The organism is Ruminiclostridium cellobioparum DSM 1351 = ATCC 15832 (genome assembly GCF_000621505.1).
Classification (GTDB): domain Bacteria; phylum Bacillota; class Clostridia; order Acetivibrionales; family DSM-1351; genus Ruminiclostridium; species Ruminiclostridium cellobioparum.
Genome location: NZ_JHYD01000031.1, coordinates 12,980 through 28,412, shown reverse-complemented (window position 1 = coordinate 28,412; position 15,433 = coordinate 12,980). Strand labels below are relative to the sequence as shown.

Sequence of the window (15,433 nt, the reverse complement as noted above, 5' to 3'; positions counted from 1 at the left end):
CCTTCAATATCTTTATGAGGTGCGGCGTTTAAACTATGATGTACAAAAATGGAGCGGGTTGGTATGCGGTCTTTGTAGCTACCGGAGAAGAGGATAAGGTCAAAGCCAGAATAAATTTCAGAATGCAGGACCGGCTGAGAGCGATAGTCCCAAAGAGAAGGATGAAGGAGCGCAGAGAGGGCAGATGGGAGGATAAAATCAGGACATTGTTTCCGGGCTATATTCTTTTGAATGGAATGATAAGCAATGAAACCTACGGTTTGGTCAGGGATATACCCGGAGTTATCAGATTTCTGAGGGATAAGGACGGCCCGCTGCAGATACATAAAAGTGAAATTGAAGTTATAGGCAAGCTGACCGCCGACTGTGAAATCATTGGATATTCCAGGGTATATGTTACCGGCGAAAAAGTAACGGTTATTGATGGGCCGCTGTATGGTATGGAGGGCTGCATCAAGTCCATTGATAAAAGAAAAGGCCGGGCTAAAGTACTGCTCAATATAATGAATGAACCGAGACTTGTAGAACTTAGTGTGGCATTGGTTCAGCCGGCTTAGGATTCCGGAGGCCCCTCTTGCTGTTTCGGCGCAAAAGGGGAATATGGGAGATATATGCAGCAGATAATGAAACGGAACGGACTTTGGCTGTTCAGGATGGCGAAGCACGCAATTTTATGGAATTTACGGAGGACAATATGGAGTTAAAAAGGTTTTTATATACTTTTTTGAGGATGTTTTGGCTGATTATTTTGCTGGGTGCTGTGGGACTGGGAGTAACCATATATTTATATGGTTATGGGGCAGTGCCGGTATATGCCGCCGACACAAAAATATTCACACTGGCAAAAGGCAGCGCCGACAGCAGCCGGAATAAAATCGATTACCAGGATATCCTCACCAACAGGCAATTGTCAAACGACTACCAGGATATTATCAAAAGCAAAAAGGTCATTGAAATGTCGCAGAGACAATTAAGCGGCATGAAAATAGACCCGGACCGGCTTAAAAGTATGATAAGCGTGAGCTCACAGGACAATTCCAGCATAGTGGTCATAAGAGCTGTTTCGGCTGATGCCGGGGAAGCCGGAAGGGTTTCCCTGGCTGTTTCCGACAGCTTTATTTCAACTCTTGAGGAACTGACAAAGACGGATATAGTGGGTGTTATAGATGAACCCGGGCTTCCCTCATCTCCGGTTCAGCCGGATAATTTAAAGCAGATATTGATGGGATTGCTCATTGGTATTGGTACGGCAATTATTATAATCTACATTGCAGATTTCTTTGATACCAGAATCAGGTTCAAGGAGGACATAGAACATTATACAAAACTTCCCATGCTGGCAGTCATACCAAAGTACAATATGAAATCCGCCAAATGATTTAACTACGGTTTTTAGCAAAAAGGAGATTGATTTATGCAGACAAAGGTTTTCACAGAGACGGTCCAGGATGATAATGTACTTCAGCACGCCTACTCCACCCTTATAAGTAAACTGTACATGCTTGAAAAAAACAGGAGTTTTAAAACCTTGACCGTCACCAGCTGCAATCCCGGAGAAGGAAAAACCTCTTTCTCGGCATCCCTTGCAAAAGTCCTTGCCGGAGCCGGTAAGCGCACTTTATTGGTCAACCTGGACTTGAGAAAAAAATATAAGCCCGGTAAAGTGTCATATCATTCAGCAGCGTACGGTATTTCCAGCTATCTGGAAGGGGATGTGGAGCTAAATGATGCCATATGCAAGACAAATATCGAAAACATGTATTTTCTGGATTCGGGAAAATATTTGGGAGACCCGGTATCACTGCTGTGTTCTGACAGGTTGGGCACCTTTATGCAAGTGGCCGGCAGCGAGTACGATTATGTAATAACAGATACTCCTGCCCTGGAATGTAATACCGATGCGCTTCTCATTTCAGGTAATACCGATGCCGTAATTCTTGTGGCAAAAATGGGCAGCACCACAATAAAGGATATCAGAAAAGCCCAGACGCAGTTATACGCAATAGATGCACATATTCTGGGAGTAATACTCAATAAATCCAGCAAAAGATTTTACAAAAAGTTATTTTCAGCACCCGACTACTTTAAATACGGAAAGCCTGCCTTGTATAAATCTGTTTAATACAATAAAGGCTGACAGGAGGATATTCATTTGTCTAAAAAATTGGCTGCAGCCGTAATAATTATCATTATAGTTATTATTGTAATTTTATTATACAGGTATAAAGGAGCCGGCTCCACCCATTACTATGTGAGCAGCAGCGGGAATGATGATAATTCCGGCCTGAGCAAGAGAGCTCCGTGGAGGAGTCTGGAACAGGTCAACAATTATAAATTTAAACCCGGAGATATTATCTGCTTCAAAAGAGGCGACGTATGGAGAGGACAGCTGGTTCCGCAGAGCGGGAATGCCAGGCTTGCCATAAAATATACCGGCTATGGACCGGGCAAAGAAAAGCCGGTCATATTGGGGTCAATTGATAAAAGTGATATGGGCAGCTGGGAGCAGTCTGCCTTGAATATTTGGAGAACGTCGGCAGGGGAGCTGGACATAGGAAACATCATATTCGATAATTCCGAATGCGGGCAAAAGGTCTGGAATGAAAACGGGCTCAACAGCCAGGGCCGGTTTTACTATGATTCCCAAACAGGTAATGTCCTGTTGTTTTCATATGAAAATCCTTCCCAAAAGTATAATAGTATTGAGTGTGCGGTAAACAGATACATCATCAATCAATCCAACAAGAGCTATGTTGAATATGACGGCCTGGCACTGAAATACGGGGCGGCACATGGCATTGGAGGGTATAGCACACATGACATCACCATCAGGAACTGTGATATCAGCTATGTTGGGGGAGGCGACTTATATACCGATGAGAGACGGACCAGATACGGAAACGGTATTGAGTTCTGGGGAGAGGCTTATGATAATCTTGTTGAAGGCTGCAATATATGGGAGATATATGATGCAGGGGTTACCAATCAGAACAGCGGAGAGATAAAAAAACAGTATAATATTACATACAAAAACAACAAGATTTGGAACTGTGAATATAGTTTTGAATACTGGAATTCACCTGCGGAATCCTATACAGGAAATATCCTGTTTGCCGGAAACACCTGCAGTAACGCCGGCGGCGGCTGGGGGCACACGCAAAGACCGGACCCTTCCGGTATTCATATTTGCCTGTATCCAAACGCCGCACAGCTGGAAAAACTAATTATTACAAACAATATAATGAAGGAGGCCGGTTTTACAATTATATATATTGATGCCCGATTCAACGGAACAGACGCTTTGATGCTTTCAAGGAACAGCTATTATCAGGACATTCAAAAACTATTTTGCTTTTGGAAAGAAGAAAAATACTATCCGGGAGATTTCAGCCTGTACACTGACAGCAAGAAACAGGATAAGGACTCAGTAATCAACAAAGGGGCAAAATATGGATAGCTTATACTATGAACGGAACAGAAACAAGTCCTTCTTTCTATTTCTGGGCATAACGCTGCTCCTCCTGTATCAGGATTTGCTGCAACAGTATGTGCCGGTGTTCAAATCGGTTGACGAATTTATCGGATTTGTATTCCTGCCGGTGGTGTTCATCTTATATATATATAAGAACGAAAAATTATACAAAGAAGAACAAATCATAATTTTTCTATATATACTTTTTATATTGACCGGCATAATATCTTCCCTGGTTAACAAGTTCCAAAGCCTGAGTGCGGCAATATCCGATCTGGTAATAGTCTCCAAATTCCTTGGAGGATATTTTTTTGCAAGGATATGTTTCGGCGGCGTTATATTGATGGACTACAGGAAATACATACGTGCGACCTTCAGGACAATTACAACTGTTACATTCGTGATTACATTACTGGATATTATATTTAATGTGTTCCCAAAAGGGGATAAAAGATTTTTCATGCATTCCGAAAAACTTTTTTTCAGTCACCCCACGTATTTAGCCTTATTCTGTGTAGTTACGCTTACATATTTAACTCTGGTTTTTGAAAACAGGCTGACTGATTACATATATTTATTGCAGATAATACTTGTATGTGTCAGCACCTTCAGAATGAAAGCCATTGGTATGGTAATAATCTATCTGCTGTTCCTGACTCCCTTGAGAAAGCTTAAATATATAAAAGCCGTAACTGTCATAGCGGCTGCAATAGTTATAATTTCGTGTATAATACCCCAGATCAATGCCTATTATTTCGACAGTGATGACAGTCCGAGGAATTTGCTCACTTCAACCGGTATTAAAATAGCAAATGATTATTTTCCTATGGGTTCGGGCTTCGGTACATTCGGGTCTTACATATCAGGGGCCGCTTATTCTCCGCTGTATAATATGTATAATTTGAGCAGCACCTGGGGGCTGACAAAAAATAATCCGTTTTTCATATCCGATACTTTTTGGCCTATGATATTGGGACAATTCGGGTATATGGGCCTGTTCCTGTTTATACTTGTAATCCTGCAATTTTCCTTGTTAATAAAAAAACTGAGGGATTTTGATTCAAATATACTGCTTTTTTGCCTGATCCCTTTTATTTATCTGCTGGTATCCAGTACTTCGGAATCCAGTTTTGCCAATTACTACAGCGTAAATCTTTTTATGATCATAGGTGTGGCCGTAAGCCAGACAAGACAGGTAAATCACTTGCATAATGACGCGAGTAAAATAATAAAAAAAGGTGGTTTGGAATGCCAAAGATAAGCATAATTGTCCCTGTTTATAATGTGGAGCAATTTTTAAGACGGTGTCTGGACAGTATATTGTCCCAGACATTTCAGGACTTTGAGGTGGTGCTTGTAAATGACGGATCAACTGATAATTCAGGACAAATCTGCCGGGAATATGCCCGAAAGGACCCACGAATTGTTTTTATCGACAAAGAAAACGGAGGGCTTTCCTCTGCCAGAAATGCCGGCCTGGATGCTGCAAAAGGTGAATATGTGGGGTTTGTAGATTCAGATGACTATATTGCTCCGGACATGTACAATTTTTTGTATGAAAACCTTGTAAAATATGGGGCCGATATATCCATATGCTCATTTTATTTTGTATACGAAGATGGACGCATTTGCCATACCAAGCCCGGCGGCGTATGCAGATGCATGAATAATGAGGAGGCAATCAGAACTCTGTTGGGCAGAAAACATTTTGAAAATTATGTTTGTGACAAGCTCTATAAAAAAGTACTTTTTGACCGGATAAGGTTTCCGGAAAATGAGTTATATGAGGACATAGCCGTAACGTACAAGCTTCTGGACAGTTCCAAAACCGTAATATATAAGAGTGAACCCAAATATTATTATGTCCAGAGACCGGGAAGCATTGTAAACTCAGGTTTTAGTGCAAAGAAGCTCCAGTTTGTGGAACAGTGCCGGAAGCTTGTGGATTTTTCAAAAAGCAGGGGAGGCATGTATGATATGGAGGCTCAAACCTTTTTTGCACTGGCCAGCCTGTGGCTTATTTATGAAGCAGGCATGCATAAAAGCAAATACTCCCGGATACTTACCGACCTGAAAAATAATGTTTTAAATAATTACAAAGCCGCCATACAAAGCCATGATTTAAAGAAAACCGAGAGGCTGGCCCTATATCTTCTGAAAAGCGGAATGAGCATCAATGTCTTATGCGGACTGCATTGGATTTCAAAAAAATTACTTACCGGTTTAAAAGTTTTCTGCTATAAAATTGAGAACCTTTCCAAAGTCAATTACGGTTCAAAGCCGTCGGCTTTCAGCCGATAGTAACTGACTTAAAAAAATATGAAAGTTGAGGGAGTCTGGTATGAGTAAATCCACATTATTATACGGATCAGTAATAATAACCTACCGCTGCAACGCCAGGTGCAACATGTGCGACTGCTTCAAGGATCCTAGCAAACCCGGGGAAGAACTTGGAACGGATATAATAAAAAAGCTTCCCGCAATGTCTTTTGTGAATATTACAGGTGGTGAGCCCTTTATTAGAAATGACATAAGCGAAATTGTAGGTGAACTTTATAAAAAAACCAGGAGGATTGTTATTTCCACAAACGGCTATTTCACCGACAGGATACTGCAATTGTGCCGGGAATACCCCAGGGTTGGAATCAGGATAAGTATTGAGGGACTTGAGGAGTCAAATGACCATATACGGGGGATACCGGAAGGATTCAAAAGGGGATACGGCACCTTGAAAAAGCTTGTAGCCGAGGGACACAGGGATGTGGGCTTCGGGTGTACGGTACAGGAAATGAACGCGCAGGACCTGCTGCCTTTATATGAATTATCCGACGAGCTGGGAATGGAGTTTGCAACGGCTGCTTTGCACAATTCTTTTTATTTCAGAAAAACAGATAACAAAATAGAGGATAAACTCAAGGTTTCAAAGGCCTTCGAGAAGCTTATAAATAAACTGCTTAAATCCGGATCGCCCAAAAAGTGGTTCAGGGCGTACTTTAATCACGGATTAATAAATTACATCTACGGCAATAAAAGATATCTGCCCTGCAATATGGGAAGCAGCGGCTTTTTTGTCGATCCCTTCGGGGATGTGCTGCCCTGTAACGGAAGTGCTGAAAAAATGTCAATGGGGAACCTCCATGATAAGGAGTGGGATGAAATATGGAATTCACCGGAGGCCGAAGAAGTGAGGAATATGGTGAAAAAATGTCCCAGGAATTGCTGGATGATAGGAAGTGCTGCTCCCGCAATGAAACAGAAAATCTGGATACCCGCCCTATGGGTGTTGAAGCATAAACTGGCCGGCGGTTACAGCTTGAAGGAGAACGGGTTTATAAACCTAGATGAGGGACGGACTAAGGACGGCTATGCCGAAAAAAAATTCAAATTACGGGAGACAAATTAATGAGAATACTGGTGGTCAACAAGTTCCTGTTTAACCGCGGCGGAAGTGAGACATACATATTCAAGCTTTTTAAACGGATGAAGGAATTGGGGCATGAAGTCGAATTCTTTGGTATGCAGGATTCGAGGAATATTGTGGGGAACAGCCTGGGGCTGTGTACAAGAAAGCTTGACTTTAAAGGCAGCGTCTTAAAGAAAGGCCTGTACCCTCTGAGGATCATTTACTCGGTTGAGGCAAAAAAGAAAATTGATAAAGTCATACGCAATTTCAGGCCAAACATAGTTCACCTCAACAATTACAATTATCAGATCACACCTTCCATACTGTATTCCATAAGGAAATACAACCTTCCGGTGGTTCAGACCCTTCACGACCCGCAGATAGTCTGTCCCAATCATAAGCTTTTTAACGATATGAACAATAGAACATGTGAAAAGTGCCGGGATGGGAAGTTCCTGAATTGCATCGTACAAAAATGCATTGACAATTCACTTGCCAAGAGTGCCATGGGGGCTGCAGAAAGCTTCATATACCGGAAATTGAGGGCATACCGGCTCATTGACTGCTTTATATCGCCCAGCAATTTTTTAAAGGACAAAATTTCTGAAATGCAGGCAGGCCTTCCGGTCGACAAGATCGTTGTCCTGCACAATTTTGTGGATGAGAAAGTGGGAATGGAAGGGGGGACCAAGAAACCCTATGTTTTATACTTTGGAAGAATAGCAAATGAAAAGGGCATAAGCACATTGGCAGAGGCCTGTTCCAGGCTTCCACACATAAAATTTGTTTTTGTGGGCTGCGGAGAACTGGAATATAAATTGGCGGGAATTAAAAATATTGAGTTTTTGGGCTTTAAACAGGGAGAAGAACTGAAAAAATACATAAGAGAGGCGCTGTTTTCGGTCTGCCCCTCGGAATGGTATGAAAATTGTCCGCTGTCCATATTGGAATCACAGATGTACGGTACTCCTGTTATTGGAGCCAGGATAGGCGGGATACCCGAGCTGATCGACGACGGCTCCGACGGGTTGCTGTTCAATCCGGCAGATGCGGAGGATCTGGCCGAGAAAATCAACTATTTGTATTGCAATGAAGAGCTGCTCCAAAAATTTTCAAGCCGGTGTTTTGACAAGATTGACAAATTTTCCATAGATAAATATATAGACACCCTCACCGGAATATACGACATGTCTATTCAAACCCGTGTAAAGAGGTCGGTACAAGCAGTCTGACACTTTTCAAAGCATAAGGGAAACATTATATATTGAACAGGGGTGACTGTCTTGAATATGACAAAAATAGTGCGAAAACTAATTCCGGAAGCATTTCAGCCCATGGCAAAAAAAATATTCAGGGGTTTGATAGGCCTGTATGGCTATTTTAAGAATTATCCGGCTTATAAAAGCAGAGAAGCCGGTAAAAAAATATACTTTATTGGGACTCCGGAACATTCCAACCTCGGAGATCATGCGATTGCAGCCGCCACCCTGGAGTTTCTGGAAAGGGAGCTGCCGGATTATCAGATATATGAGATTTCATTTGACATGTACAACAAGCATTACAGGTGCATTAAAAGATTTATAGATAAGAAGGATGTTATTTTAATTAACGGCGGGGGGGGCATGGGGGTGGAATGGTTCTTTTATGAAGAACTGATCCGTCTTATCATAAAACAGTTCCCCCATAACAGGATAGTCATAATGCCCCAGACCATATTCTATGGTGACAGTGAATACGGAAGGCGTGAGTTCGAGAGATCAAAGGGGATATATTCGGCTCATGGGGACCTGCATATCATTGCACGGGAAAAGTATTCCTATGAAATAATGAAAAATGCATATCCCAACAACAGGGTTTATTTGAAACCGGATGCCGTACTTTATTTAAACAGAGCCGGTCCCCGGCTTAAACGGGACGGTATTTTGATCTGCCTGAGAAATGACGTTGAAAAAAGTCTCACCCAGACCCAGTGTGCAGAGCTCATTGAGAGCTGCAGGCAGTATACCGGTTCAATCAGATACACCGATACCATCAGCAGTTGTGGGCATATACCCCTGACCCGCCGGAACACCGAACTTGAAATGAAATTAAGTGAATTCAGAAGTTCCCGGCTTGTTATCACAGACCGGCTGCACGGAATGATTTTTTGTGCCATTACCGAAACGCCCTGTATTGCCCTCAGCAATTATAACCATAAGGTCAAGGGTGTTTATGAGTGGATCAGGAATTTGAATTACATCCGTTTTTTAGACGACTGCCGGGATGTAAAAAAGTATATTCCTGAATTGTATTCACTTCAAAACTGCAGTTATGATAATCAGCAGGTTAAATCCAGGTTTGCTCAGATTGCCATGCTGCTGGAGGATGGGAAGGTGGTTGTATAAACAGCTTTATCCGGAATAAGATAAAATACGGCAGCAATACGTCGGGGGAGACAAGAACCTTTAATTCAATGAGGAATATTTCGGTGGGGCTTGTCAACCAGGTATTGATAACCCTTCTCAATTTTATTTCAAGGACAATATTCATCAAAACCATGGGAGTGGAGTACCTTGGAATAAACGGACTGTTCAACAATATACTGACTGTGCTTTCACTGGCCGAGCTGGGCATCGGAAACGCCATAATGTATGCGCTCTACAAGCCCCTTAGCCGGGAGGACAGGCCAAAGGTTGCAGCCATAATGCAATACTATAGGAAGCTGTATCTCATTGTCGCGGGGGTCGTTGCGGCTGCCGGGCTTTTACTGGTGCCCTTCCTGCCCTTATTGGTCAATACCGAAAAGGCAATAGCAGATATAACAATGTATTATGTTCTATATTTATGTAATACGGTATTCTCGTATCTATTCTCCTATAGGGTATCAATTGTCAATGCCGACCAGAAAATGTATATTACAAAGATTTATTACTTTGCCTTTTACCTGGTGCAGTTCATTCTGCAGTCGGCATTGCTTGTTGCCACTCACAGCTTTTTATATTATCTGGGGGCGCAGATACTGTGCACATTCGGCAATAATTATTTTCTTTCAAGGAAGGCAGTAAGGTTGTATCCATATATTACCGGCAGGGATGTTCTCGATAAAGATGAAAGGCGGGTCATTTTCGATAATATCAAATCCCTTTTTCTCTATAAGCTGGGCGGGGTACTGCTTAACAATTCAACCAACATAATGATTTCCATAATGATAGGAACGGTTTGGGTGGGATATTACTCAAACTACGGTATGTATATCACCGCACTGTTATTATTTATCAATATAATATTTTCATCAATGAATGCCAGCATAGGAAACCTGAACATATCGGCAGAGCCTGAACACAAATGCAGTATTTTCAATGTTCTCAACTTCATTGCCTTCTGGATAACCGGCTTTTCCGCAATAGCACTTTTCATACTGTTCAATGATTTTATTACGGTGTGGATAGGCAGTGAATACATACTCGACAGGCTAACGGTGGGGGCCATAATACTTAATTTCTATATAATGGGGATAATCAATCCCGTTTGGATATTCAGGGACAGTGTGGGACTTTTCAAACACACAAAATATGTATTCATGGTAACAGCGGTATTAAACATTGTAATATCGGTAATACTCGGCAGGCTGGCAGGGCTGGGGGGAATATTGCTGGCTGCTCCTGTATCCAGGCTGTGTACCAACTTCTGGTATGAGCCCTTGATGCTTTATAAAATATATTTTAAAAAGAAATCCGCGGATTATTTTAAAAAGCAGTTTATGTACCTCCTGATCATGGCTGTCTCGGGGACAGCTGTATATATGCTTACAAAATGGAATACCCAGGTCACCCTGGCAGGATTTATTGTAAAAGTCCTGGTTTGCGGTCTGGTTCCGAACATTCTGTTCTGTGCCTTTTTAAGAAAAACAGCCGAATTCAGCTATATAAAACAAAACTATATAAGCACGATTGTCAAAAAAATCAGTAAGCTGCGGCTGAACTGATTCAGAAGAGACAGCAGAAATTTATAACAAGCAGCAGGAGCAGAGGGAGAACAGGGAAATGAAAATAGCAATGATAGGACAAAAAGGGATTCCGTCAAGAGCTGGCGGGATAGAGATCCATGTGGAAGAAATCTCTAAAAGGCTGGCCTGCCTTGGTTATGAAGTGGAGGTCTATTGCAGGAAGAACTACTGTGATACGGACCCAAAGAACAAAAAATATTGCGGAACGGCATTGAAATTCACTCCATTTATCAATACAAAGCACCTGGATGCTATTACTCACACTTTTACAGCTACCATACACGCATTATTGTCGGGCTGTGACATATTTCACTATCACGCTTTGGGCCCCTCCACCCTGTCATTCCTTCCGCGGATTTTCGGCAAAAAGGTTGTCTGCACGGTACATGGTTTGGACTGGCAGAGGGGAAAATGGGGGAGGCTTGCTTCGGCCTATCTCAAATTCGGCGAATATGCGGCAGCCAAATTCTCACATAAACTTATCAGCGTTTCAAAAAATCTGGCTGATTATTATAAGGAAAAATACGGGAAGGATGCGGTGTATATTCCTAACGGGGTTGAACGGCCAGATATGCTTAAACCCCTGATAATAAAAGAGAAATACGGGTTGGATTATAATGATTATGTTTTATTTCTTGCCAGGATAGTTCCCGAAAAGGGTGCCCATTATCTGATAGAAGCCTTCAAAAGAGCGGATACCGATAAGAAACTGGTCATAGCCGGCGGGCTGAGCCACAGCGGTGACTATGGAAGGCAGCTGGAACAATTGAGCAGGGATAACGAAAATATAATATTCACGGGTTTTGTCAGAGACAGGGAATTGGCCGAGCTATACAGCAACGCTTATTTTTATGTGCTGCCATCAGACGTGGAAGGGCTTCCCATCAGTCTTTTAGAGGCAATGAGCTACGGCTGCTGCTGCCTTGTAAGCAATATTACCGAAAATACGGATGTGATAGGGACAATGGGGTACAGTTTTGAGAAATCCCGGGTTGAAGATCTCTTAAACAAAATAGACCTGCTAATAAAGGATAAAAGCAAAGTGGAAAATGTCAGGAAAAGGGTATCGGCCTATATCCTGCATAAATACAACTGGGACAGGATAGCTGTTGAAACCAAAAATATTTATAAAAGCTTGGGTAAAAGCGGCAAAAAAGCAGAGAGGAGGCTGCAGGGTGGAGGTAAATCACAAAATCTTAATTGAGCTGCTTTGGGCAGCTCTGACCGGGGATGGTTTTAAAATTGATGATTGTCTGGAAAAGCACAAAATGGGATATGTCGACTGGAATGCTGTATATCATGAAGCGGTGGCACATGGGGTCCACACCCTCATATATCCCGTTGTGAAAGAGCTGGAGCCTGAAAAAGGTCCGGGTCTGGATACCCTTGAAAAATGGCATATTGAAGCCATGGCTTGCGGAATAAAATCCTGTGTGGATGAGCTGCGGACCGGAGAAGTATGCAGGGCTTTCGGCGAAGCCGGGATCGCAGCCATATTGTTGAAGGGCATGGCCATAAAAAATTGTTATCCCGACCCTGAATTGCGTACCATGGGAGATGTGGATATCCTGGTACATGAGGAGGACATGGAAAAGGCGTCGGAAGTACTGCTGCTGATGGGCTATAGAATCATCGACAGTACAAATACCAGGCATGTGGAATTTGCCGGGAGGAATACTGTGCCCATTGAACTGCACAGGCTTTTATCAGACTATGAATTTATTAAAAACAATGAATTATTCCATCAGGAGCTCTGGGAAAACCTGCTTGAAATATCTCTGGGCAATTCAAAAGCAAACATACTGTCATGGGATATGCAAATCCTGCATATGTGCATACATATGGCCACCCATTTGATATATAAAGGTTTTGGGTTAAGGCAGCTCTGTGATTTTGTTGTGGTTTATCAGGCAAAGAAAGCTGTGATAGATTGGAAAGGGGTTCTCCGCAAGTCGGAAGAATACGGCATAAAGCAATTTCTGCTTGCTGTTTTCCAGGTTTGCAGCCGGCTTTTCAGGATTGATGTGCCAGAAGCTTTAAAGGGTGATGATATGACCCGGTGCAAACAGCTTGACAGCTTTGTCAAGGATATCCTCAAGGGCGGCGTATTCGGCCAGTATGATATGGACCGGGCTGCTGTAAACGCAGTCATCAGAAATACCGGCAAAAAAGAGAAGTGTTATAAAAACAGGGTTGTTAATGCATTCCTGCTTCTTTTCCCATCCTGTGCAAAGCTGTCCCAAAGACCCTATTACTCCTATTTAAAAGCACATCCATATCTTCTGCCCCTGGCCTGGCTGCAAAGAATATCCTATGGATTTCTGAGGAGGGATTTTGATTTTAAAACAAAAAAAGAAATATTTCTGGATGGAGATTTGGCCCAAACAGCCCGGGAGCGGAATGAGCTTTTGCTCTGGCTCAATTTAAAATAAAAATTTATTTAGTATGGAAATGTGGAGGTAGCTATGAAAAGTTATGTAAAACCGTCATTTACATTTATTAAGCTCCGGACAGAGGAGGGAATAGCTTGTTCCGGATCTGACGATTCACACGGGGGTGGCTTTGATTATAAGCCGCATGTAGGTTGGGGAAATTCACATGGGGGCTTCTTCTGGGGGGGATTGGGAAATTGGTTTGGGGGTTTCCTGGGCAGAGGAAACAGGCGATAGAGGAAATTTTCAGCAAAGGGAGGTTATGGTATGAAGGTTAAAAGCGGATTTATGCTGCGTGAGATAGCAGGTCAGGCGGTGGTTGTTCCTCTGGGGGAAAGAGTGGTTGAGTTCAACGGAATTATAACCTTGAGCGAAAGCGGAGCTTTCCTGTGGAACAAAATGGAGGAGGAGGTGTCGGAAAACGAGCTTGTGGAGCATATAACCGGTGAATATGACATTGATCCTGAGACTGCCAGAAAGGATATACAGGAATTTATAGACAGCATGAGATTCAGGGATTTAATTGATTAATAAATTAAACTGGGGGGATGAAAAGATTGTGTGCCGGTTGGGCTGAGATAAACAATAGGATTTCAATAAATGCAGCCGCAGGAGGAATACCCGTATCTGCGGCTTTCGAGCTGACATCGAGATGCAACTTCAACTGTAAAATGTGTTATGTATGCCACTCTCCCGGCAATAAAGCTGCAATTGCCACTGAGCTTGACGCAGGGGAATGGATAAGGATAGGTGAGCAAAGCAGGGATGCCGGATTATTTTTATTGACTTTAACGGGCGGGGAGGTATTTTTAAGAAACGATTTTCAGGAGATATATGAGGCGTATTCCCGGATGGGCTTTAATATGACCATATACAGCAATGCCAGCCTCATAACGGCTGAGAAGGCAAAATGGCTTGGGAGGATTCCACCTTCAAAGGTATGTGTATCAATTTACGGAGCATCTCCCGAAACCTATGAGAAAGTAACGGGGCATGGGGAGGGCTATGAAAAAACCATAAGGGGGATAGAGGCTTTAAGGAATGAAAATATCATCGTGAGCGTCAGAACAACGGTTACACAGGACAATTTCAGGGAATTCGAACAGTTGAAGGCACTTGCCAAAAGCTTCGGAAGCGGCCTGGGAGTGGTGAACTATGTATCACCTGCAAGACCGGGGTGCGGAAATAACCCGTTGGAAACAAGGCTGACTCCCGAACAGACTGCTCAATATGAACTGGAAATAGAACAGCAGAATGGGGAAATAAATATACAAGTAAATCCCGAGACCCCGGAGCAGGGGCCGGTAAAGGCGGATGAAGGCCGGAAAAGCAGCGGTGAAACCGTAAAGTCGGCATTTAAGTGCCAGGCCGGTAAATGCGGCTTCTGGATAAACTGGAAGGGGTATCTGACACCGTGCGGACTGCTGGATATACCCTGTGAGAGGATAGGCGAGGGAGGTTTCACGGCGGCCTGGGAAAGACTGAAAAAGGACTGTATGGAGGTTCCGGCCTGCAAGGAATGCCAGCAGTGCGATATCAGGGAGTACTGCATGTCCTGCCCGGCCAGATTGATGACAGAGACAGGTGCCTTTGATAAACCGGCAGCCTATCTGTGTGATACTGCCGGAAACAGGCTGCGGCTAAAGACCGGACTTGTAAGGCAGTAAGCCGGTATTTGGTTTTAAGCATGCGGGCCCTGCAATCTGCATATTATTGATAAGCCAATAAAAATATATCCGGGAGGTGAAGTCATGGGAAAATACGTTAAGCCCTTTTTAGAGTGCATAAGTTATAAAATCGAGGAGAGATTGGCCAACAGCTGCACCGGCAGCTGCCCTACCAACGAGGGCTGGGTTTTGAACCCGGCAACAGGAGAGTGGGAGTACCGCACCGATCTTGTAGCGCTTAATTCCTCCAACTGACAGCCGGTTACGTACCAACGGACATTTATGAAATGGAGGTGAAGTGATGAAAAGCTACCAGAAACCGGTTATCAAGTTTTTTGATCTCCATACCGAAGAACTTTTGGCCAATCCGGGGAGTAAATGCTATGAGACCGGACAGTGTTCAAACCCTGTCTGGTCGGGCCTGCATCCCTGATACTGCCGTTAAGGAGGGGCTGTCCAAAAACGGGACCTCCC

General features: G+C 43.1%; 17 protein-coding genes. All 17 read left to right on the top strand.

Features of this window, described 5'->3' with window-relative positions:
* The first annotated feature begins 35 nt into the window (after positions 1-35).
* Positions 36-557, top strand: coding sequence for an antiterminator LoaP (gene loaP / locus T344_RS0112445; protein ID WP_051571822.1), 522 nt, complete (start codon positions 36-38; stop codon positions 555-557).
* 17 nt (positions 558-574) lie between these two features.
* The gene (locus tag T344_RS0112440; RefSeq protein ID WP_027628991.1) at positions 575-1,378 is read left to right on the top strand and encodes a YveK family protein; all 804 of its coding nucleotides are present in this window, start codon (positions 575-577) and stop codon (positions 1,376-1,378) included.
* Between the two features lie 36 nt (positions 1,379-1,414).
* Positions 1,415-2,122 carry a CpsD/CapB family tyrosine-protein kinase gene (locus T344_RS0112435; RefSeq protein ID WP_027628990.1) on the top strand — a complete coding sequence of 236 codons (708 nt, stop codon included), beginning with the start codon at positions 1,415-1,417 and terminating at the stop codon, positions 2,120-2,122.
* A 30-nt stretch (positions 2,123-2,152) separates the two neighbouring features.
* Positions 2,153-3,457 carry a right-handed parallel beta-helix repeat-containing protein gene (locus T344_RS0112430; protein ID WP_027628989.1) on the top strand — a complete coding sequence of 435 codons (1,305 nt, stop codon included), beginning with the start codon at positions 2,153-2,155 and terminating at the stop codon, positions 3,455-3,457.
* The gene (locus T344_RS0112425; RefSeq protein WP_027628988.1) at positions 3,450-4,733 is read left to right on the top strand and encodes a hypothetical protein; all 1,284 of its coding nucleotides are present in this window, start codon (positions 3,450-3,452) and stop codon (positions 4,731-4,733) included. Before T344_RS0112430 ends, T344_RS0112425 begins: the two co-directional genes overlap by 8 nt.
* Positions 4,721-5,773: a glycosyltransferase family 2 protein gene (locus T344_RS29740; RefSeq protein WP_051571820.1), complete on the top strand. Its 1,053-nt coding sequence runs from the start codon at positions 4,721-4,723 to the stop codon at positions 5,771-5,773. Before T344_RS0112425 ends, T344_RS29740 begins: the two co-directional genes overlap by 13 nt.
* 40 nt (positions 5,774-5,813) lie before the next feature.
* Entirely contained in the window at positions 5,814-6,875 is a 1,062-nt protein-coding gene (locus T344_RS0112415; protein WP_027628987.1) for a radical SAM protein, read from the top strand.
* Positions 6,875-8,107: a glycosyltransferase family 4 protein gene (locus tag T344_RS0112410; RefSeq protein WP_027628986.1), complete on the top strand. Its 1,233-nt coding sequence runs from the start codon at positions 6,875-6,877 to the stop codon at positions 8,105-8,107. Before T344_RS0112415 ends, T344_RS0112410 begins: the two co-directional genes overlap by 1 nt.
* A gap of 57 nt (positions 8,108-8,164) precedes the next feature.
* On the top strand, positions 8,165-9,259 hold the full coding sequence (locus T344_RS28145) for a polysaccharide pyruvyl transferase family protein (protein WP_154669445.1): 1,095 nt from the start codon (positions 8,165-8,167) through the stop codon (positions 9,257-9,259).
* 83 nt (positions 9,260-9,342) lie between these two features.
* Entirely contained in the window at positions 9,343-10,839 is a 1,497-nt protein-coding gene (locus T344_RS28140) for a lipopolysaccharide biosynthesis protein (RefSeq protein ID WP_162178036.1), read from the top strand.
* Between the two features lie 58 nt (positions 10,840-10,897).
* On the top strand, positions 10,898-12,064 hold the full coding sequence (locus T344_RS0112395) for a glycosyltransferase family 4 protein (RefSeq protein ID WP_027628985.1): 1,167 nt from the start codon (positions 10,898-10,900) through the stop codon (positions 12,062-12,064).
* The gene (locus T344_RS0112390) at positions 12,036-13,292 is read left to right on the top strand and encodes a nucleotidyltransferase domain-containing protein (RefSeq protein ID WP_027628984.1); all 1,257 of its coding nucleotides are present in this window, start codon (positions 12,036-12,038) and stop codon (positions 13,290-13,292) included. Before T344_RS0112395 ends, T344_RS0112390 begins: the two co-directional genes overlap by 29 nt.
* Before the next feature lie 33 nt (positions 13,293-13,325).
* Positions 13,326-13,529 (top strand): hypothetical protein, encoded by a 204-nt coding sequence (locus T344_RS0112385; protein ID WP_027628983.1) that lies wholly within the window; start codon positions 13,326-13,328, stop codon positions 13,527-13,529.
* A gap of 30 nt (positions 13,530-13,559) precedes the next feature.
* Positions 13,560-13,823: a PqqD family protein gene (locus T344_RS0112380; RefSeq protein ID WP_027628982.1), complete on the top strand. Its 264-nt coding sequence runs from the start codon at positions 13,560-13,562 to the stop codon at positions 13,821-13,823.
* 17 nt (positions 13,824-13,840) lie between these two features.
* A complete protein-coding gene (locus tag T344_RS0112375) occupies positions 13,841-14,959 on the top strand; it encodes a radical SAM protein (RefSeq protein ID WP_034861322.1) in 1,119 nt (372 codons plus the stop codon).
* Between the two features lie 84 nt (positions 14,960-15,043).
* On the top strand, positions 15,044-15,214 hold the full coding sequence (locus T344_RS31010) for a hypothetical protein (RefSeq protein WP_154669444.1): 171 nt from the start codon (positions 15,044-15,046) through the stop codon (positions 15,212-15,214).
* A 46-nt stretch (positions 15,215-15,260) separates the two neighbouring features.
* On the top strand, positions 15,261-15,392 hold the full coding sequence (locus T344_RS31740; protein ID WP_278246156.1) for a hypothetical protein: 132 nt from the start codon (positions 15,261-15,263) through the stop codon (positions 15,390-15,392).
* Positions 15,393-15,433 lie beyond the last annotated feature (41 nt).

Excerpts from the sequence above, each read along its gene's own strand:
- T344_RS0112395 (WP_027628985.1), top strand. The coding sequence starts at position 10,898 with ATGAAAATAGCAATGATAGGACAAAAAGGGATTCCGTCAAGAGCTGGC.
- T344_RS0112380 (WP_027628982.1), top strand. The coding sequence starts at position 13,560 with ATGAAGGTTAAAAGCGGATTTATGCTGCGTGAGATAGCAGGTCAGGCG.
- T344_RS29740 (WP_051571820.1), top strand. The coding sequence starts at position 4,721 with ATGCCAAAGATAAGCATAATTGTCCCTGTTTATAATGTGGAGCAATTT.
- T344_RS31740 (WP_278246156.1), top strand. The coding sequence starts at position 15,261 with ATGAAAAGCTACCAGAAACCGGTTATCAAGTTTTTTGATCTCCATACC.
- T344_RS0112435 (WP_027628990.1), top strand. The coding sequence starts at position 1,415 with ATGCAGACAAAGGTTTTCACAGAGACGGTCCAGGATGATAATGTACTT.
- T344_RS28145 (WP_154669445.1), top strand. The coding sequence starts at position 8,165 with ATGACAAAAATAGTGCGAAAACTAATTCCGGAAGCATTTCAGCCCATG.
- T344_RS0112415 (WP_027628987.1), top strand. The coding sequence starts at position 5,814 with ATGAGTAAATCCACATTATTATACGGATCAGTAATAATAACCTACCGC.
- T344_RS0112410 (WP_027628986.1), top strand. The coding sequence starts at position 6,875 with ATGAGAATACTGGTGGTCAACAAGTTCCTGTTTAACCGCGGCGGAAGT.
- T344_RS31010 (WP_154669444.1), top strand. The coding sequence starts at position 15,044 with ATGGGAAAATACGTTAAGCCCTTTTTAGAGTGCATAAGTTATAAAATC.
- T344_RS0112425 (WP_027628988.1), top strand. The coding sequence starts at position 3,450 with ATGGATAGCTTATACTATGAACGGAACAGAAACAAGTCCTTCTTTCTA.
- T344_RS0112385 (WP_027628983.1), top strand. The coding sequence starts at position 13,326 with ATGAAAAGTTATGTAAAACCGTCATTTACATTTATTAAGCTCCGGACA.
- T344_RS0112375 (WP_034861322.1), top strand. The coding sequence starts at position 13,841 with ATGAAAAGATTGTGTGCCGGTTGGGCTGAGATAAACAATAGGATTTCA.
- loaP (WP_051571822.1), top strand. The coding sequence starts at position 36 with ATGATGTACAAAAATGGAGCGGGTTGGTATGCGGTCTTTGTAGCTACC.